The sequence below is a fragment of the Acidobacteriota bacterium genome (assembly GCA_034211275.1).
In the GTDB taxonomy this organism is placed as follows: Bacteria; Acidobacteriota; Thermoanaerobaculia; order Multivoradales; family JAHZIX01; genus JAGQSE01.
On the sequence record JAXHTF010000059.1, the window covers coordinates 13309 to 32969 of the forward strand.

The 19661-nt window shown below is 61.3% G+C and carries 19 protein-coding genes; 2 read left to right on the top strand and 17 right to left on the bottom strand.

The window, feature by feature from the left end; all coding sequences use genetic code 11:
* Positions 1 to 251 precede the first annotated feature (251 nt).
* Positions 252 to 2288 (top strand): trypsin-like peptidase domain-containing protein, encoded by a 2037-nt coding sequence (locus SX243_11610; GenBank protein ID MDY7093606.1) that lies wholly within the window; start codon positions 252 to 254, stop codon positions 2286 to 2288.
* Positions 2289 to 2512: 224 nt separating this feature from the next.
* Here SX243_11610 and SX243_11615 read toward each other — a convergent pair whose 3' ends face one another.
* The 15 genes from SX243_11615 to SX243_11685 form a co-directional block, all read right to left on the bottom strand.
* Positions 2513 to 3352, bottom strand: coding sequence for a hypothetical protein (locus SX243_11615; protein ID MDY7093607.1), 840 nt, complete (start codon positions 3350 to 3352; stop codon positions 2513 to 2515).
* Positions 3349 to 4008 (bottom strand): thiopurine S-methyltransferase, encoded by a 660-nt coding sequence (tmpT, locus tag SX243_11620; protein ID MDY7093608.1) that lies wholly within the window; start codon positions 4006 to 4008, stop codon positions 3349 to 3351. Before tmpT ends, SX243_11615 begins: the two co-directional genes overlap by 4 nt.
* A 313-nt stretch (positions 4009 to 4321) precedes the next feature.
* Positions 4322 to 4720, bottom strand: coding sequence for a hypothetical protein (locus tag SX243_11625; GenBank protein ID MDY7093609.1), 399 nt, complete (start codon positions 4718 to 4720; stop codon positions 4322 to 4324).
* Positions 4721 to 4884: 164 nt separating this feature from the next.
* Positions 4885 to 6324, bottom strand: a complete 1440-nt coding sequence (locus tag SX243_11630) for an amidohydrolase family protein (GenBank protein MDY7093610.1) — start codon at positions 6322 to 6324, stop codon at positions 4885 to 4887.
* Between the two features lie 65 nt (positions 6325 to 6389).
* Positions 6390 to 7043 (bottom strand): hypothetical protein, encoded by a 654-nt coding sequence (locus SX243_11635; GenBank protein MDY7093611.1) that lies wholly within the window; start codon positions 7041 to 7043, stop codon positions 6390 to 6392.
* A 43-nt stretch (positions 7044 to 7086) separates the two neighbouring features.
* Entirely contained in the window at positions 7087 to 7617 is a 531-nt protein-coding gene (locus SX243_11640; GenBank protein ID MDY7093612.1) for a pentapeptide repeat-containing protein, read from the bottom strand.
* A gap of 171 nt (positions 7618 to 7788) precedes the next feature.
* A complete protein-coding gene (locus SX243_11645; GenBank protein ID MDY7093613.1) occupies positions 7789 to 8007 on the bottom strand; it encodes a hypothetical protein in 219 nt (72 codons plus the stop codon).
* Positions 7994 to 8272, bottom strand: a complete 279-nt coding sequence (locus SX243_11650; protein ID MDY7093614.1) for a BrnT family toxin — start codon at positions 8270 to 8272, stop codon at positions 7994 to 7996. The genes SX243_11645 and SX243_11650 overlap by 14 nt, the downstream gene beginning before the upstream one ends.
* 119 nt (positions 8273 to 8391) lie before the next feature.
* A complete protein-coding gene (locus SX243_11655) occupies positions 8392 to 9477 on the bottom strand; it encodes a hypothetical protein (GenBank protein MDY7093615.1) in 1086 nt (361 codons plus the stop codon).
* A 55-nt stretch (positions 9478 to 9532) separates the two neighbouring features.
* Positions 9533 to 10393, bottom strand: a complete 861-nt coding sequence (locus SX243_11660) for a hypothetical protein (GenBank protein MDY7093616.1) — start codon at positions 10391 to 10393, stop codon at positions 9533 to 9535.
* A 194-nt stretch (positions 10394 to 10587) separates the two neighbouring features.
* On the bottom strand, positions 10588 to 11649 hold the full coding sequence (locus SX243_11665) for a hypothetical protein (GenBank protein ID MDY7093617.1): 1062 nt from the start codon (positions 11647 to 11649) through the stop codon (positions 10588 to 10590).
* Positions 11650 to 11805: 156 nt separating this feature from the next.
* Positions 11806 to 12252, bottom strand: coding sequence for a gamma-glutamylcyclotransferase family protein (locus tag SX243_11670; protein MDY7093618.1), 447 nt, complete (start codon positions 12250 to 12252; stop codon positions 11806 to 11808).
* Positions 12252 to 12905, bottom strand: a complete 654-nt coding sequence (locus tag SX243_11675) for a hypothetical protein (GenBank protein MDY7093619.1) — start codon at positions 12903 to 12905, stop codon at positions 12252 to 12254. Before SX243_11675 ends, SX243_11670 begins: the two co-directional genes overlap by 1 nt.
* Positions 12906 to 13321: 416 nt before the next feature.
* The gene (locus tag SX243_11680) at positions 13322 to 14512 is read right to left on the bottom strand and encodes an IS91 family transposase (protein MDY7093620.1); all 1191 of its coding nucleotides are present in this window, start codon (positions 14510 to 14512) and stop codon (positions 13322 to 13324) included.
* A gap of 6 nt (positions 14513 to 14518) precedes the next feature.
* Entirely contained in the window at positions 14519 to 15379 is an 861-nt protein-coding gene (locus SX243_11685; protein ID MDY7093621.1) for a tyrosine-type recombinase/integrase, read from the bottom strand.
* A gap of 610 nt (positions 15380 to 15989) precedes the next feature.
* Between SX243_11685 and SX243_11690 the strand changes: the two genes are divergently transcribed.
* Positions 15990 to 16181: a hypothetical protein gene (locus SX243_11690; GenBank protein ID MDY7093622.1), complete on the top strand. Its 192-nt coding sequence runs from the start codon at positions 15990 to 15992 to the stop codon at positions 16179 to 16181.
* Here the strand turns inward: SX243_11690 and SX243_11695 are convergent.
* Both SX243_11695 and SX243_11700 read right to left on the bottom strand, forming a co-directional pair.
* Positions 16176 to 17156, bottom strand: a complete 981-nt coding sequence (locus tag SX243_11695; GenBank protein MDY7093623.1) for an integron integrase — start codon at positions 17154 to 17156, stop codon at positions 16176 to 16178. The genes SX243_11690 and SX243_11695 overlap by 6 nt on opposite strands.
* A gap of 167 nt (positions 17157 to 17323) precedes the next feature.
* Positions 17324 to 19411: a S9 family peptidase gene (locus tag SX243_11700; GenBank protein ID MDY7093624.1), complete on the bottom strand. Its 2088-nt coding sequence runs from the start codon at positions 19409 to 19411 to the stop codon at positions 17324 to 17326.
* Positions 19412 to 19661: the final 250 nt, after the last annotated feature.

The window sequence follows — 19661 nt, forward strand, 5'->3', positions numbered from 1 at the left end:
CAGCAAGCTCCTAGATTGTAACGACTCCCGCTCCCCTCTGCCTCGAGCAGCCCGGTCACCGGTGATTTGCCAGTCACCGGTGATTTGCCAGTCACCGGTGATTTGACAGTCACCGGTGATTTGCCGGTCATCGGTGATTTGCCCATCACCGGTGATTTGACAGGGCTGCACGACCGCCTATAATTCAACACATGCTAATTATGGCATATCTACATCATTCCTATGAAATTCCCTAAGAAGAGGAGAACCCCATGTCCGCATCCATCCTGTTGATCATTATCCTCGCGGGGCTCGTCGCGCCTCCAGAAGCGCTCGCGGCGACCCCGGCACCGAGCATCGAAGCAGCCACGCCGGCCTGGGCCGCCCAAACCGAGGGCCCGGTCCGGGTCGGCGACGTGATCCTGTCCCGCTTCGAGTCCCCCGCCTTCGAGGGAACGGCCCCCGAAGCGCTGCCCCAGCGGGTCTGGCGCGAGGTCATCAGCCTGCCGGAGGCGAGCTACATCGCCCCGCACTTCTCTCGATTCGTCCTGCCCCCGGGAGCGGAGCTCGTGGTGCGCTCCCCGGACGGCTCCCGGTCGTGGACCTACACCGGCTTCGGCAAGACCGACCGTCCCCTGCCCGAGGGATTCTGGGGCATCCACGTCCCGGGGGACACCGCCATCGTGGAGCTCCACTCCCGGGCACCCCTGGAGCGAGGAGCCGTGGTGGTGGACAGCTTCGCCCACGGCTTTACGAAGGGATTCGACAAGGGCTTCCCGCAGGGTCCGGGAACCGAATCGGTCTGCGGTTTGGACGACTCGCGGGAAGCGAAGTGCTTCCAGAGCTCCAATCCCACCATCTACAACGAATCGCGGGCCGTGGCACGCCTGCTCATCAACGGCGTCTCCCTGTGCACCGGCTGGCTGGTGGGTAATCAAGGGCACTTGATGACCAACAACCACTGCATCGACTCGTCGTCGGACGCCCTCAATACCGATTACGAGTTCATGGCCGAGGGAGGAAATTGCTCCACGAACTGCCGGAGCACCCTGGCCTGCCCCGGAACGGTCGAGGCCACCAGCGCGACGCTGATCCAGACCGACGTCAACCTCGACTACACCCTGGTGCTCCTGCCCTCCAACGTCACCGGCACCTACGGGTTCATGCAGATGCGCCAGGCCGGGGCCGATCTGGAGGAGCGCATCTACCTACCGGGACATCCCGCGGGCTGGGGCAAGCAGATCGCCGCAGACTCGACCCACACCCAGAATCCCAGCGGATTCTGCGAGGTCGACAGCCTCTCCGAGCCGGCCTGCGTCGGCGGATCCGTCGCCGAGGTCGGCTATTACTGCGACACCCGGGGCGGCAGCTCCGGCTCGCCGGTGCTCGCCACGGCTGACCACTGTGTCGTGGCCCTTCATCACTGCCGCGGTAGCGCCGCTTGCACAAGCTCCGGCGCCGACCCCAACCGCGGCGTGCCGGTCGAGAACATCATCGCCGACCTGGGCACAAACCTGCCGGTGAACGCCCTCTGCGGCGCTGGCGGCCGGCAGCTCGGTGCCGTGACCATCGACGAGCAGATCCGGACCGTCCCGCTGACCGGCTTCTCCAATCCCAGGGTGGTGATGGGGCCGCCCTCTTTCAACGGTTCCCAGGCGAGCACGATCCGGGTGCGCAACGTCACCTCCTCGAGCTTCGACCACAACCTCCAGGAGTGGGACTACCTCGACGGCGGCCACGTCAACGAGAGCATCGGCTACCTGGCGCTCGACGCGGGCAACTCCAGCCTCGGCAGCCTGGCGGTGGAGGCCCGGTCGGTGAGCATCAACCACAACTGGACCAGCGTGAGCTTCACCCAGTCCTTCAGCAGCGCCCCGGTAGTCTTGGCGCAGGTGGCCACCTTCAACGGCTCCCAGGCGGTGGTCACCCGGGTGCGCAACGTCACGGCGTCCGGGTTCGACATCCGGCTCCAGGAGGAGGAGGGCAACGACGGGACTCACGCCTCCGAGACCGTGCACTGGATCGCCGTTGAGCAGGGGTCGGCCACGGTCGGCGGCAACACCTTCGTGGTCGCCACCCGCAGCAACGTAGACCATGGCTTCGCCTCGATCAGCTTCGGCCAGAGCCTGTCGAGCCCGGTCTTCCTCGCCGCGATGCAGACCTTCAACGGCAGCGACCCGGCGGCACTACGCCACCGGAATCTGACCACCACCGGCGTCGAGGTCAAGGTGGAAGAGGAGGAGTCCCTCGACAGCGAGGTGACTCACTTCAACTCGGAGGTCGTCGGGTACATCGCCATCAGCAACTGAGCGCCCTCCCCGGCCCTCCGGACACGGCCGGTCGCGGGTCGACTCGGACCTGTGGCCGTGCCGATCCTCTTCCGGAAGACCCCGTCACCGCTGGGGCTGAGCCAGCTGAAAGCCAAAGCGGCGCCCGCCCTCGATCACCCGACCGGGGGCGGGCCTTCCCCCTTCGGCCCGCTCGACGGGATTCCCGACCCTTCTCACGCACTGGAACAAGCCCTTCGAAACACCTACTTCAACGTGATCCTGAGATTGGCTTCGACGGTGCCGTCTGAGAGCTCCAACACCACGAAGGTCCCGAAGAACTCCTTGCCCTTCTCCCCCTTGAGAGTCCAGAACTGAACCGAGGCCTCTTCACCCACCACCTGGTCGGTGAGCTTCCAGCCTGCCTGCTTCATCTGCTCACCATAGTGCTCGATCAGCTCGGGCACTGACAGGGCTGATTCGAGGACCGTCGCCCGGTAGTGAGAGTCCCCGGGTTTTCTCCAGCTGCTTGTACCCCCACCTCCACCACCCCATTTCCTCGCCCCGCCTGGGGCCACCAGAGTCGGGAAGATGTCAGCGCCTGAATGATTGTGGAGCCCAAGGTACGGGTGCAACAGGCACGGAGACTTTTTCCACGCCTTCCGGTATCCCAGGCTTGCCAAGCTAGCACCCGAGCCCGCTGGTTCGACCCAAAGGTTCAAGGCCTCTCGTTCCTCGCGGCACAACGAGGCGTTGTAGATCTCTTGGTGGACGAAACCGTAGATCTTGCCCGCGGTGACCACCCAACCTTGAGATTCGAGAGACTTGACCAGAGCCGTCCGAGCCTCCTCGAGACTCGCCTCCAACCTGACGATGATTCGGGACCGATCCGGCCACTCTGCGCTCCCCACCAACCGGCTCGCTTCAGGAAGCTCCATCTCAAGCCCCTCCGGCAGCCCACCCCGATGGATGACCGGGACACCGCGACTGTCGCTGAGAAGTGCCAGCAGAAGCTCATCCGCGTTCGCTTCGGAGCCCTCCCCCAGGACCACCGTCGGCCCAACCAAGGCAAGAACACAGGTTGCTACCAGAATCATTTTTCTCATGCTATTTCCTTTCTGTTCTTGAGCTGGTCTAGCAGCCAGACGTTCTCGCTGGCTGCGCGCACGCCCTTGAGTCCCCCGGCGACCTCGGAGCTCTCGACGAGCTCGAGGCCGTAGCGCTCGCCGTAGAAACGCCGCACCTCGTCGGCGGGGACCGAGAACGGCGGTCCCTCCATCTCTTCCGGGTCGTACTCGAAGGTGATCAGCAGCTGCGGCGCGGCGCCGGTGAGCTCGATCAGCCGCGCCGCGTAGCGCCCGCGCATCTCCTGCGGCAAGGCGACCAGCGCCGCGCGGTCGTAGATCGCCCCAACCGGTCCGAGATCGCTTCGCGACAGCTCGAAGACGTCTCCGGCAAACACCTCGACTCCCTCCGCGGCGTAGCGCTCCAGGCTCCCAGCGCCCGAGACCCGCGGCTCGAGGCCGAGCGCCGAGAAGAGCTCACGCACCGCGAGCTCGGCGAGCTCGACCCCGACGACGCGATACCCCTCGGCGAGTAGCCACGGAATGTCGACGGTCTTCCCGCACAACGGCACGAACACCCGCCCCCCCGGCGCCACCCCCAGCCGTCGGAAGTGCTCCACCAGCCCCGGATGGGGCTCGCTCCGGTGAAAGCCGATCCGCCCCTCGTTCCAACGCTCGAGCCAAAATCCTCGTTCCATCCTACCCTCCTTCGCAGGCTCCCCCATCTCAGCCGACCCGGCAACCACCGGCCTTTCGCTTCCGTCTCGACCCGAAACCGCTGATCCGCCGCTTCCGAAGCCTCCCCAGCCCCGGAGGGGCGGAGGCATCTAGCCCGGGGCGCAAGCCCCGGGTGCGAGATCCGAGGCCTCCCCAGCCCCGGAGGGGCGACAGACGCTTGAAATGGTCATCGTCGGCCTGGGGCAAGGACGCTTGGCCCATTTCAACCTCATAGTGTGCGTCGCTAGCCGGCAGCATTTGTTCTTCATCACAGAGATTTTCGCACCCCGCCCATCAATCCTCATCACTCGCTTTTTGTTCCAGCCGAGCCGCAATGAGGTCCACTGCAACCGCAATCAGCGCTATCAATAAAGTACCGACAACGGGCCAATTGCCGCCAAAATCTAGCTCGGAGAAACCGAATGCCTCCGCAATCGACAAGAGCAATGCAGCAGCAAGCGCAGCGCCTGCACCCACGATCGCAGCTCTCATCTTGCCAGACGTCCTCGTGTCTCTTGCAGGTTGCCTTGAAGCTCGTTCCCGCAACACCATGACACCCAAGGCTAGCGGCAAGAACGCCAGAGCCAGAAGAGAAGAAGCCCATGAGTCTGGAGACAATACGAGTCTTATGATGGCCAAAACCGACACGACGACAGTCGTGCCCAGAACGAGCGGTGTAAATAGTCTGGTCATTGCAGGCTCCCAGCGCGTATGAAAATCTCAATCGATAGTGCGTCGTTTACGCACCTGTGGGGCAGATCCCGTGACGCTAACAGATTGCGGCTCACCCGCGAAACGCGTCGGGCCAGCAGCCCGCGGTGAAAGTCGCGCCAGTTTGTGAAGATGTGGCTGGAGGGCTAGCGAGGGTTCGAGGTAAGCCGGGACTGCTCCCGACCACCCCGAAAGACAGCCCGGATCGCACGGGTGTGTCGGATGTCGACCAGCGGGTTCTCGTCCAGCAGCACCATGTCCGCCCGCTTGCCGACTTCGAGCGTGCCGAGGTCGTCCAACACCCCGAGCATCTCGGCGGCATTGCGGGTCGCCATCGGGATCAGTTCGGCGGGCGTGAAGCCCATCGCGAGCAGGTCCAGCTCCTCGTGTAGGCTCAGACCGGGGAAGATAAAGTCGTTGCCCATGTCCGTGCCGACGACCAAGTTAAAGCCTCGCTTGTGCAGCTCCCGGAGGTCTTCGACCTGGGGCCGGATGACGGTCTCCAGCGTGGGCTCGGCCAGGCCATAGAGGTCGCCCAGGATGGCGAGCGATTCCTCGGCCGAGCGCCCGTTCCGCAGCCGCTTGATCTCGTCGGCGTCGAACAGCCCGGTCGCTTCCACTTCGGCGAGCCACTCTGGGTGCGCGGGGTAGAACAACATCTTGTCGACCATCAGAGTCGTCACCCACGAGGCGTCGCGCGCCCGTAGCCGCTCCACCAGCGCCTTGTCGCGCTTCCAGTCGATGTTCAGACCGACAAAGTGGACGAGGTGGTCCGCACCGGCTGCCTCGGCGACCCGCAGTCCCTCCATCGTGCTGACGTGAGCGAACACCTCGATGCCGCGTGCGTGCGCGACCTCCACGAGGGCTGTGACGAACTCCAATGGAATCATCTTCACGAACGGCGGCTCCGGGCCGTCCTCAATCGTCACCTTGATGCCGACGATGGCCTGGTCCGCGATGGCTTTCACGATGCGCTCTGCGTCGCTGGCCTCGCGCATGTAGTAGACCGTCTCCCCCTCCACCCAGTTGGGGCTAGGGTACGTCTTGACCGGGTGGCGCCCCTCCCTCGTGACGTGCTGACTCGTATGGAAAACTCGCGGCGAAGGGACGGTGCCCGCGTCCGAGAGCGCCCGGACGCGCGCCAGGTTCGCGCGGCTGGCGGTGCTCCCCCCCGTGATCAGAATGGACGTGACGCCGTAGTGGATGAACTGGGGGAATGAGGCTTCGACCGGAAACGGGTGTGTGTGCGCATCGATCAACCCGGGGATGAGGTACCGCCCGGCGCCGTCGATGACCTTGTCGGCCTCGTGGCGCAGCGGTCCCGTCGTAATTGCCGCGATGCGACCGCCCCGGACGAGTACATTCGCTCCTGTTTGCGCCGGGCTACCGGTGCCGTCTATCAGGGTAACGTTTGCGACGGCCAGGTCGTAGGGTTGCGCTGCGACCTGTCCTGTCCAAGCAGACAGGAGAACGCAGAAGAGCAGAACGCCGGAACGGCCGAGGGTCGGAAGGCGAGAATCTAGGTTACACATCGAATAGTCCATAGGGGTGGTGAGGAAGCCGAACGGCTGGAACTCAGTGGCCAAAGAGCCCGCGCAGCGGGCGGTTTGCTCCGCTGCAATGATTTGTTAGGCGTACCGTGAGTGACCATCTAGCCGCCGTGCTTCTCTAGGCTTCCGGTACTGGGATCAGGAAGTTCCTTCGGCGGAAGACCGTTCGCTTCGCGCCACTCCCGGATGAGAGCAATCCAACGTGGGATGTTCTCGGTTTTGTAAAGGATTCTGAATCCTGGAGCAAGTGCTTCGTACTCCTCGCGGCGATGAGTATCGGCCCAACGGAAGAAGCGGCTCAGGTTGGACTCTGTCGAGCCACTCTTGTCTATGATCAGGAAGCCAGATATTTTACCAGAATCATCGAAGTACCACCGGAGCTCGAATAGCGCTGGTTTGACATCAAGAAGTCTGTCGAAGTCGTCAGTCACCAAGGCTTCAGCAACCACGGTCTCTCCATCAAGCCTGAACCACTGGTAATCGGTGCTTCCGTGTAGTGCGAAGTACCAGTCGACGACAGGCCCGGTGATCTTCCAGTCCCGGCCTTCCCCGACCCGCTCTCCGGACCAAAGACGCGGGTTATCTGTCAACAGCTCGGAAGCCTCGGCTGTTCTTTGATTGGTTCTGAGCTCGCAGAATTCCCGAACTCGCTTGACCTTCCAGTGTTCACCGACCTGTCCCAGGGAGGACTGCAACGGAATGATGAGCATTATCAGTAGAAGTGCCGCATGTTTCGCAGAGGTTCGCTTCGCCATCTCGGTATTCTCCTATCCGGAGTACGCCTAACGTTGCTGCCGCTCACCGGCGCTGCGAAGCTGCGCCCGCTGCAGCGGCCGGGTTGGGCGGCAAGTTGCTCTCGGCTGGAAAGAGCGTTCTCTCATCGACGATGATCCCGCGTAGGTCAGCCCCTCTGAAATCGGCACCCTTGAAATGGGCTCCGGGAAAGGCGGCACCCTCGAAATTCGCCCCATCAAAACGCGCATCACGGAACCCAGCATCCTTGAACAATGCCTCGGGAAAGTAGGTGAGTGTAAAGTTACCCCTGTCGAATCGGGACCTGGAAAAGTCAGAAAGACTGAAGTCTGCCTCCCGGGCGCGGGATGCCGCAAGGTTCATCTGGTCGCGCAGCTGTTCAATCTCCCGCACTTTCGCATCGGCACGTTCCTTAGCAACTGAAGCCACAAACCCGCTGCATGCGAGCAAAATCAGGACGCTGCCAACGGCTGTCATCCCCAGAACCGTGCGCTTTTCTGGCGGCGCTTGGCTGTTCTGTATGATGCCTCCGGCCGCAACAGCGAACGACGTAAGAAGAATGAGGAATGTGGCCATCGTCAGCAAACCCCTATGAAGCTCAAGTCTGCGACCGCCCAACGGGGTTGAAGCTCACAGGGACCGTCGGCACGCCCCGCTCCGCGGATGCAGGTAGGGCCAACAGCGAGGAACGGGTCTGCCGCGATTGCTCCGGTTCACGGCGTCCGGTGGAGCGCCCTGGTTGTGCGCCTATTGGTTGCTCGACCTCGCACCCCGCCCTTCGATCACCTTGCGAAGTGCTTCGTTGACGGAGACGGCATCCGGGAACACCTTCGCTACATCGGGATCGAGCACCACCACGGTGCAACCGCCCGAGAACCTCTCTGCGTACTTTCCACGTACCCCACTGCTGAAATCGTAGTGGGGACGTAGGTCGGTGTCCTTTTGATTCTGCTTATCCATTTTCATAGTCTCTTCGTTCGCCTCGATCGGCTTTTCGTGCACTTATGATCCGAATTCGGTCGCCTCGATCTGTGTGAGACACGACGAGCAACCGGCCCCTTTGGTCTTGGCCCAGTAGGATGAACCGCTCTTCGGCCGTCGAGTGATCCGGATCAGGGATGGTGAAGGACAGCGGATCCATGAAGGCAGGAATCGCCTCTCTAAAGGCGATGCCATGCTTTCTGCGGTTCGCTTCATCCTTGGCCGTATCCCATTCAAACGTCACCCCCATTGCCCAAGTCTACCATCGGCTCCAGACCGACGGCGCACGATCGCTCGGCTCGAAATTCAGCGCCACGCGCAGCGTGTGCGTCTGGAATTTCTGGGTTCGACGTGGTGGGAGAGGACACTTTACTCACCATAGACTCCGAGAACCTGGTCTGCCTTCGCTAAGGTCTTGGCTGAAACAGACTTCCTTTTTCCTTGCGCCGCGCCGAGGTGCTTAAGCAGTCGTGCCGAAGCGAGCATCACTCCCTTCAGCTGATGGATCCTTGCGTCATACTTGTCCGCATCGGCAGCACCCAAGTCTAGCCCTTCGAATAATTCTTCGAGCCGAAGGATCCAGGGCCTGTCCTCGGATTCCTCATCGTCGTGAATCTTCTCGAATTCGCGAAATCCAATCACGTCGAATCTCCGGCCCTCTCCGTTTTTCTCCGAAAGCATCAGATCTCCGATTCCTGACTGCCAATCCCGGTACAGAAAAGCTTCCTTGACTCCAATGATACGAGTGATTGCGGGGACATTCGCTTTTATCTCTGAGGCGGATAGCGAGGTGGTGCCCAGAGCGGAGGTCAGGTCTGCAACAATTCCAAGGCAGAGTTCTTCTTGTGCGGCAGAGTCCAACTGACTTGCGACCACAACACCGTGTTGATGAACAGTCTTCTTGATCATTCTCTCGATTTGCGCTGAGATTCGTGCTTTGCGCTCCGAACTCGGAGGCTCGTCCCATTCCAAGTGCTTGCACAAGCGCGAAAAGCGATTCAGTTCAACATGGGGACCGTCCGCAAGCGCGGCCTCCAGTTCACCGATTCCACGTTCGATTGCCCGAGCATCCTCAGCAGTCGGTGATGCCAGGAAAGAGAGCTCGATTCGAATCGCACGGATCCAGCCCAGCAAGCTCGCAAGTCGGAAGAGGGTACTCTTCATCTTGTACTCTTCATACCTCGTCCTTGGTCGTGGGCTGGTCAAGAATGCAGCTCTCCCCTCCTGGTGGAAAATTTCATCGAATCGCCACAGAATGCTAGTCGTGATCGAAGCTAGGGGGTCAGCATACTGCCGAAAAACGGTCTCTGCGACTTTCGATTTCTCACGGTCCTCAAAAAACACTCGGATTAAGAAATCCTTAATCGCTACTGTCGCAATCGCCGTTACGAGCGCAGTTACTGACGCGACAATAGCCGCCTGGATCTTTAGGTCAAGGCTCAAGAACCACTGCAACAGAATCAGCTCCTATTGGATGGATCGGGTCGAATGTCGTCGAGCGTTGTTGCTGCTAACCGGCGGCAGAGCCGCTCGGTTCAGCAGCCGGGTTGGGCGGCCTGATCTTGTAGACAAACACCTCATCGACCACCTCGATGATCGCATAGGTGATGATGTGAAATGCATCGGCTTCTGCTCGGGATAATCGCACCTCATCTGACGGCGTCTTTCCATAGCCCACTATCTCGGAGTCTGAGCCCGTGACCTCCCAACGGAAAGACCAATGAGCGAAGGCATGCCTAAGTCGGACGAAGTCACTCGCCTGGAGGAAAGCTCTAACCTCCCGCAGTATCTTCGTCGTGCCAACTTGGCGTCTAAATGCCTGGCTTCTCAGGAATCTGGAAATCGGCCCGTCCAAGACCAAGAAGGTTGGAACCCAACGCCCCAAGAACCATCCACGCGCGAGTACGCCTCGATGCTCCACCGGGCCGGAACGCCAATCAGCTCGCGCGCTCATTGCAATTGAGGTAAAGAGCATCTCCACGGCATTGCTGACGGCAGGGTGCTTCGTTAGATAGTCCCGAACGTCCGCCAACAGCTCGGAGTTCTTGCGACTCTCCGAAAGGTTCTCCAGTAGGTACCGATAGGGGTTGTCCGATTTCCTCCAGTCTGAATCTGGGATTCGATCACCCAGGGTCAAGAACGCCTCAGCAAGCTGAGAGTCTTTCTCCTCAACTTCTGTAGGTAACCCCGGAACGAGTTCCTGTTCCAGCTTCGCAAGGCGCTTAGCTTCAGACGAACCGGGCTCAGGAACGAGAACAAGGGCAGCTGGAGTCTCGACAACGAGATACCGAGCATCTGGTCCGCCGAGGTCTCGATTCAGGCGGATTTCTCTCCTTTGCCTCGTTGCCGCGAGAATCGGTGACCTACTCATGAAAGACTTCCTCTAACCCCTCGGTGCCGGGAGCCGCCCAACGTGCGACCACTCAGCGACCAGCGGAGCCGCGAAGTGGCGACGCTGAGTTCGCTGGAGTGGTTGGTTAGCCGCAAAAAATGTGGATGCCTCAAACCAAAGACCTTGTCGAAAGGATCCCTCTGCTCTACCTGCCCAGGCACCCGAAGTTACTCTCATGGCGTCAGCAGAGCCGCAGCAAAGTTGCCGGCCTGGGCTTCGGTCCAGCGAAAATCAATCTCCTCTTTGCCAGGAAAAATCCGAGCAGCTGAAACAGCTAGAACTCGACCCGACCAGGGCACGAAGCAGGTAGAACTCACCTCGAGAACGGGAGCCGGCTCCTCGGGTACCGCGTACGAAGCTAGGACTGAAGAGCAGAAGCGGTCCTCCCGATCAGCGAAGATTCCGAGCTGAACTGTCTGGTTAATTTGGACGGTTTCTTCCATGCCTTCGTATTGCCTGAAAAGGTCATCAAGGTCGCGATTGACCTGATCCCTGATATTCTCGAGGCTTACCTGAGCGAGAGGCTGCCGCAGCATAGATCGCACCTTCGCGAAATCTGGCTCAACCGCCGGCTTTCCGCCCGCATCGACAACGATACAGAACGTCATATTCTCTTTGAGTTCCGGCATCTGTCCCCGAAGTACTTTAGCTAAGTCCACGTCATTAAAGTACAGAAGCTTCAGTTCCAGCTGACGTGAAGCGAGGAGCGAAGTCATGACCGACAGCGCATCCGGATCCAGATCATTCGCGACATGAAATCCCGGCGGGGAGCGAACCTGCAAATGGCTAGCTCCGACTTCAACGCTGGAAGAACGGGAAATGGAAAGCCCGTCGGGCAGGAAGGACTCTACCGAGAGATCTCCCGAATCTTGTGTCGCGAAACGGTAACCGGGAGCCGGACACCAATAACCTGGCTCCGCGCAGTGAACGACGTTAGGTGCACTAGGGTGAGGTGCTCCGGCCGGCCAGGCCGCAGGTTCGGATGCGTCTCTAAGCTCCTCGAGAGCGCGCTCTGCTGCGATGGTGCCAACAGCTACTCCGATTCCCTCCAGGAACTTCTCGGCAAGTTTCTTGGCGACCGTGGATTTCTGAGCCTGGGCTGTGCCAGAAAAGCAGAGAGCAATGACTAACCCACACCCGAGCACGCATCTACTGAACCAGGAACGGCGCCTGGTCGATTCCTTCGCCAATGGCACGACCTGAAGATGAGTCCGTAAAGGGGATTGCGACTTCATCGAAAGCACCTCAAGGCTGGTAGGAGTAAGCATCATAATTGCTGGTGGAATCGAGTGACCTATCGGTCAGTGCAGGCGGCTAACGGTCTTGGCCTGAGCGGCGGCGCAGCCGTCCGTCTCCAGGCCGGTGTTAGCCGGCAAGTCGTGATCTTGGAGTTACGCATCCTTCCATCGCTCAAGGCCCTTCACGTAGATCTTGGGCAGGCCGACTTCAACTGCGGCTTGGATCATCACTTTGAGATAGTCGGCATCCGGCGAAAGACCCTGCTCGTCAGGATAAGACACATAAGTCCAGGCGTAGCCAACATCGCCTTGGCCATTTGCGACCGGAACAGCAATTCGAACATATGCATCCGGATCTTCGATCTCATCCATCTTGTCAAGATCGCTCCTTGAAATATGCCAAAGCACTCCCAGAACTACGTCGTGGTGGGGATCCCCCAGTTCCACACTTGCAACCGAGCCTTGACGGTACGATCCCTTACGATTGAATGTAAGCCTGAACCCTTCTAGCCTGCCTAGATCGACATACGCCGCAGTCGGGCAGCGCTCCCTGATCTGGCGGGCCGACATATTCGAGCCGTATGCGAAATAGAGCTCCATCAAGCAGACTCCGCGACTTCATCCAACTCATCCTTGGTTCTCACTGGCTTCACTGACTTGTAGTTCTTCATGGCTAGCACGTTCTTCCTCATGCGTCTCGCGAGGTCTTTTCTTCCGTGGATGAACATTCCTGTAGAGGCAACTCTCACTTTGGAATCCTCAAGGTCCCGCTCGGCTGAGAGCATCAATTCTACCACATTGCTCCGCCTCGCCTGGTCGATAACACACACGCTTGCAATATCTTGTTGCGCCTTGTTGTCCACAATGTAAAGGTGGAAGTAATCTGGGAAATCCTCAAGTAGTCTCCCGAGCAATTCGGCCCACTGCGGATTTAGCGGCCTGAGGGTCTGGAAACGCGTTATGTGAACATCTCTCGCCAGCGCGCCCCTCATCGCCTCGTGATAGTTTTTGGCGATCCTTGGCCCATCGGATCCCTTGAACTCAAAACCTTCGCCGGTTACAATTATTTCTTCTCGAGCCCCGTTGATTCGCTCCTTGAAGTACTCATAGAAATTGCGATTCAGCTGCTCACTTTCAGGCTCAAAGATCTTGATCTTTCTCAGCTGCCCGAACTGTTTGAGTCGAAGCGCTTGCGCGCCGATAGCTGTTGCCAGGATTCCGGAAACGATTCCAATCAGGAGTTCAGAGATCATTCTTCGTCTTCGTCCCTATTCTGTTGCAGTGTTATAGCATCGAATTCACTGGAAGTGGCATGCGCCGGCTAACATTAAGCGCTCTATGTGACATCACCGCGTAGCGAGCCCCTCTGATCACCCCACCTCCCGATGTCATATAGAGCGCGGTTGGACGAAACCGCGGGCCGAGCGGCCGGGCCGACTATGGGGATTCAATCGGTCTTTGCGACAGGCGGAGAGCAGGAAACGCCGTCGTAGGAGCCTGCCAGGGGCTCGCGACTCTCTGCTTGGACGCTGCTTCACGGCTACCTCCGGATCGTGAATCGATACTTTGACGATTGCTAGAGTGAAAGTATACCGCAAGTTTCGACTACGGGCGCACCCCTCCCTGTGTCCATGAGCACGGACCTCTCGGGGCAAAGCACGAAGAGACCTCAAGCAGCACGACACGGCGGGGCCCTCTCTCGGAGCAAGGCTGCGGGAGCTTCCCGGCGACTCACCCGCCCCACGATCCGTAGGTTTCCCTCTCCGCAGTGCGGGCAGGCCCACGACGGTGGCGAGGCCTCTTCCACAGGCACCCCCTCCGGCGGCGAAGCCCCCAAAGCCTCGCGACAGAGTCGTAGGGCCTCGGCTCGGTGCCGATTGGCCAGCAGGCCGTAGTAGCGGATGCGGACGAAGCCGGAGGGTAGGACGTGCTGGAGGAAGCGGCGGATCAGCTCTTCGGCGCGGAGGCGTAGCAGCCGCCACCGGCCGCCGTGGCGGTAGTCCTTGTAGGTCAGCACGACGGTGTCGCTCTCCATCCGTAGCAGGCGCTGGTTGGAGAGGGCGACGCGGTGGGTGTAGCGGGAGAGATATTTGAGCACTCTCTCCGGCCCGGCGAAGGGTGGCTTGCAGTAGACCACCCACTCCTGGTTGTAGAGAGCATCGAGGAAGCTCTGGAAGGTCTCCGGATCCGCGAGATGCTCCACCTTTCCGACCCAGGCGAGCTCGCCAGCAGCTCGGGCGGCCTGGAGGCCGGCCAGGTACTTGCCACGAAAGACTCGGGACAGCACCCGCACCGGCAGCAGATACCCGCGGCGGGACGGGATCCAGCGGTCTCCCGTTGGCGACAGGCCTCCTCCCGGCACGATGCAGTGGACGTGGGGATGATGGGTCAGCTGCTGGCCCCAGGTGTGGAGCACCGCCAGCACGCCCAGTCGGGCGCCCAAGCGTTTTGGACTCGTAGCCACCTCGAGGAGCGTCTGGGCGGCGCAGCGAAACAGCAGGCTGTAGAGCGGCTTTGGATTCCGGAGCGCCAGAGGACCTAGCTCCGCGGGTAGGGTGAAGACCACGTGGAAGTAGTCGACGGGGAGGAGCTCCCGTTGACGAGCCTCCAGCCAGCGCAGCCGCTCTGCCCCTTGGCACTTCGGACAGTGCCGATTGCGGCACGAGTTGTAGGCCACCCGACGCTCGCGGCAGTGGTCACACTCGTAGACGTGACCGCCCAGCTCGGCGGTCCGGCAGTGTTCGATGGCCGACATCGCCCGCAGGTGTTCCAGCGGCAAGCGCCCCGCGTGTTGCTCGCGGAAACGATCTCCGTAGGACCGGAAGATGTCCGCCACCTCGAGGGTAGCGGCAGTAGGCACGGCGGCCTACCAAAACCGCTCGGGCGCTTCTCCGATCAGCGTGTCGAAGGGGCTTCGCACGCCGCTGGTTTGAGTCTCCGTGAGGCGGGTATAGATCATGGTGCTGGTCAGGTTGCGGTGCCCCAGCAGCTGCTGGATGTAGAGCAGGCTCGTGCCCTGCTCCAGCAGGTGGGTGGCGAAAGCATGGCGCAGCGAATGCGGGCCGACCTGCTTCTCGATCCCGGCCGCCGCCACGGAGCGTTGGAAGGCGCGTTGGGCGCTGCGGGCTCCTATCGGCTGGTCCGCTCCTGGCCGAGCGAACAGCCAAGGCCGGGGTCGGCATCTCCACCAGTAGGTCTCCAGGTGGTACAGCAGCCGGGGAGACAGCATCACCGCTCGATCCTGGCCGCCTTTGCCGTCCCGAACGCAGATCCGCATCGCCTCCCGGTCGATGTCCTCGACCCGGAGCCGGCGGCCTTCACCAAGCCGAAGCCCCGTGGCGTAGAGGGTCATAAAGAGCGTCTGATAGAGAAGCCCCTTCGTCGCCGACAAGATCCGCCCCACCTCCTCGCGGGTCAAGATCACCGGCAGCTTGCGCCGACGCAGCCGCTTGACCACCAAGCCCTCGACCACTTCACCGCACTCCAGCACGTGCCGGTAGAGGAACTTGAGGGCTTGCAGCGCTTGGCTGGCCGTGGAGTCGGACAGCTGGCGGTCCTTGAGCAGGTAGATCAGGTACGCTCGGACCTCTCTGTGGCCCAGCGTCCTCGGGGAGCGGTCATAATGCTCCACGAACTTGCGCACCGCGTAGAGATAGCTCTTCTGCGACCGGGGCCGCAGTCCCCGAAGCGCCATTTCCTCTTCCATCTTCGTCTTCAGCTTTCCCATAGCGAACCTCCTTTGCTGGAGCGGAATTGCTCCAAAAAAGGAAGTGCGCTGGGACGCGGGGAACTCTGAAAGAAAGGAAAAGAAAGCCGAGAACTGATCGAAAGGTTCGGAGAAAGCGACGTGAGGATCGAGGGTCAGAAAACCACCGCGAAGCGGTTTAGTTCAACCTTAGTTTCAACGATTCCCGCCACAATCTGTCTATACGGCACTTGGAATCTCCTGCTCAAGACTCTCTCTCCTTACAAGCTGCTCTTTTTCTTCATCATAAGCTGTCTGAGGAACTAACGTCAATCTCTGCGCCTGTCCAATATGCGTGCCACGACACTGGCTGTCGCGGGGTTTCTGCCTATCCGAACAGGCCTCACCGCTGAGGCAAGGCGCGATAACGAGCATCTCCCCCTGGTTATGAGCCGCATAGCAGCCTGCCCGGTGCCTATGCGACACGGAACGCTGTCGTATAGGCAGATCGCCATCTGTCGTATAGGCGCTGTCGCATAGGCAGCCGGGATGGCCGCAAACCAGACGAGAAATCTTTCTTTTTTACGCCTAAATACCGCCTTCTTGAGCTATAATCGAGTCATCCGAATGATCGACAATTCCTGGAGGCAAGATGTATCAGCCCAAGCTGCTTCCCTGCCATATTCGCGCGCTCTACCTGCTTAAAAAGCGTGACGGCAAGCCCATGACTTTTCATGTTAGGAAAGCGGTCGAGCAGTACCTGGAGATTCACGCTGAGGACTCTCTTTCTTCGGGCTTCGAGGCTCCGGAAGCTGGTACCTCGTCGAGTTCGAGTCGCTCATAGGTCATCCAGAGGGCTCCGAACTCCTCGCCCGCCTTGGTTCAGCACGTGGGTGTAAATCATCGTTGTCTTCAGATTGCTGTGGCCGAGGAGCTCTTGAATGGTGCGGATGTCGTAGCCGGCCTCCAGGAGATGGGTTGCGAAGGAGTGGCGCAGAGTGTGGCAGCCGGCGTGTTTGTGGACGTCCGATCTACGGAGCGCTGTCTTGAAGGCTCGCTGGATGGTGCGTTCGTGGATGTGGTGGCGCCGGATGGCGCCGGATTCGGGATCTCGGGAAGGCCTTTCAGCTGGGAAGAGATACTGCCAGGCAAGCTCGTACTGAGCGTTGGGATACTTCTTCGCCAGTGCATAGGGCAGCTCGACACCGGCGTAGCCTTGCCGCCGAGCTTTTTCATGGGCTGTTCGAACCCGTTTCACTTGATTCTGGAGAGGAGCAACCAGCGAACTGGGCAGGATAGTGAGGCGGTCCTTCTCGCCTTTGCCGTCCCGAACGGTGAGCTGGCAGGTTTCCAGATCGACATCTTTGACCCGCAGGCGCAGACCCTCGAGGAGGCGAAGGCCGCCGCCGTAGAGGACGGAGAGAACCAGCTTGGGGCTTCCGGAGGCTTGGTTGAGGATTCGTCGAACCTCGGAGCGGGTCAGCACCACGGGGAGCTTGCGCTTCCGGCGGGCGCGGATGATTTGCAGCTCGCCCAGCTCCTCTTCCAGAACGTGGCGGTAGAGGAAGACCAAGGCGCAGAGAGCTTGCTGCTGGGTGCTGGCGCTGACTCTCCGCTCGTTGGCCAGGAAGGCGAGAAATTGATTCACCTCCGGCTCCCGCAGCTCTCTCGGATGTCTTCGGCCGTGGAAGCGCACGTAGCGGCGGATCCAATGGCAGTAGGACCGGATGGTCCGGCGGCTCAGGCGGCGGGTCTGCATGCGGCGGCCGGCCTCCTCCAGCAGCGTTCTGGAGGGCGGGCCTGGGCTTCGATTGGTCATCGCAGGTCTCCTTTCTTCAAGAATGGCTACCTACGAGGACGGACGACGGGGCAAGGATCGCTCAGCAAATTTCCCAGCCCCAAACGCACCAACGCCCCGAGCAGGCACCCGGGGCGTTGAAGCATCAGGACCGGAGACCCGGTTTACAGATCAGTTCAGGAAGAGGACTACCTCTCCTCCCCCTTCACCCACCGATCCAACCAAGCGAGGACCGTGTCGTGCCATTGGATGGAGTTGTGGGGCTTCAAGACCCAGTGGTTCTCGTCGGGGAAGTAGAGGAATTGGCTGGGAATGCCCTGGCGTTGGAGGGCGGTGAAGGCTGCGAAGCCTTGGGTTTCGGGGACGCGGAAGTCGAGGGCGCCGTGGATCACCAGCATGGGGGTTTTCCACTGGTCGACGTGGAGCACCGGGTTGTGCTTCTCGAACTCCTTCGCGCTCTCGTAGTACGGACCGCTGTTCTCCCACTCCGGGAACCACAGCTCCTCGGTGGCGTAGTACATCATCCGCTGATCGAAGACGCCGTCGTGGTTGACCAGGGCGCGGAAGCGGTCGGGCCATTGGCCGGCGATCCAATTGATCATGAAGCCGCCGTAGGAGGCACCGAGGGCGCCGACGCGGTCGCCGTCGAGGAAGTCGTAGCGGTCCAGCGCGGCGGCGAGGCCCTTTTGTAGGTCCTCCAGGGGCTTGCCGCCCCAATCGCCGGAGATGGAGTCGGTGAAGTCCTGGCCGTAGCCGGTGGAGCCGTGGAAGTCGACCATGATGGAGGCGTAGCCGGCGCCGGCGTAGGTCTGGGGGTTCCAGCGGTAATGGAAATGGTTGTTGAAGGAGCCCTGGGGGCCGCCGTGGATGAGGAAGGCGACGGGGTACTTCTTGCCCTCCTCGAAGTTCGCCGGCTTGACCAGCCAGGCGTAGACGGTCTCGCCGTTCCAGCCGGCGAAACTGAATTGCTCGGACTCGCCGAATTGAACGTTCTTCAGCCGCTCGGCGTTCACATCCGTCAGCTGCTGGACGCCGCTGCCATCCGTGTTGATGCGGAAGAGCTCCACCGGGGCGCTGAGGTGGTCGAGGCCATAGACGATGTGATCCTTGGCGACGGAGAACTCACCGACGGTGCCCTCGGCCACCAGCTTCTCGACCTTGCCGCTGGCGACGTCGATGGCGAAGAGGGGCACGTGGCCAGTGTCACCGGCGGTGACGAAGAGGGTCTTGCCGTCGGCAGAGAAATCCAGGCCGCGGACGGAGCGGTCCCAGTCCTCCGCCAGGGTGCGGGTCTTGCCATCGGGCCAGCTGCGCAGCTGGATGTAGAGGCGGTCGGCCTCGAAGCCGGGGCGGCGCATGGCCAGGTAGGCGAGGGTCTTGCCGTCGGGGGAGAAGACCGGGTGGGTGATGACGGCGCCGTTGTCCGGGGTCAAATTGGTAGGCGCGGCGGAGCCGTCCGCGGGGACCTGGTAAAGATCGAAGTCGGTGGACCAGGCTTCCTCCCGGTCGGAAGTGCGGGCGGAGAAGACGAGGCTCTTGCCGTCGGGGGTGAAGGTCACCTCCCCCATGTCGCCGAAGGGCTTGGAGGGGATGTCGCCGGCAATGCCCTGGCTGACGTGGACGGCCTCGCCGCCGGCCACGGGAACCACGAAGAGCTGGCCACGGCGGCCGTCTTTCCAGGTGTCCCAGTGGCGGATGAAGAGCTGATCATAGAGCTGGCCGGTGGTCTTGGCCTCTGCCTTCTTTTCCAGCCGATCGGCGGTGCATTGGGGGACGCCCTTCTCTTCGCCGGCGCACTCGCGGTAGACGTCCATGGAGACGGCGAGAGACTTGCCGTCGGGGGAAAGGACGAAGCCAGCTACGTCCAGCGGCAGATCGGTGACCTGCCGGGCCTCGCCGCCGTCGATGGGCAGGCTCCAAACCTGGGAGGAGTCGGAGCGGGAGGAGAGGAAGTAGAGATGCTTGCCGTCGGGGGACCAGCGGGGGCTGGAGGCGCCGGCGGGATGGGTGGTGAGGCGCTGGAGGCCTTTGCCGTCGATGCCGACCCGCCAAAGAGCGGTCTGGCCGCGATTCTCCTCCAGGTCGGTGGTGCGCACCGAGAAGGCGACCCAGCGGCCGTCGGGGGACACCTGGGGCTCGCCGACGCGCTCCATGTTGACGAGGTCGTGAACGTTGAAGCCGTGGGGCTCCATGGCCTGCTCACCGGCGGCGGCCGGGGTGGCCACCATGGAGCCGACGAGGAGCACGGCGAAGAGGGCGAAGGTTAGAGATTGCATGAGCTGAAAACCTCCCAAAAACCGGCGACGGGGCCGAAGGAGCTCGACGGGGGTCGGCCGGGGTGGTTGAAACGGATCGTGGGCACGGACGGGTGGATTCTATCCAAGGCACAAACGCTGGGTGGATTCCGTCGGCGTCCGGGCTTCTTCCGACAAGTGTAGTAGTACGGGGGAATGGAGGGAAGGTTGGAGCTGTGCGAGCTTCGCGAGGGGTTGAGCCCCGCGAGGGGTTGAAACCCCTCGCTACTTC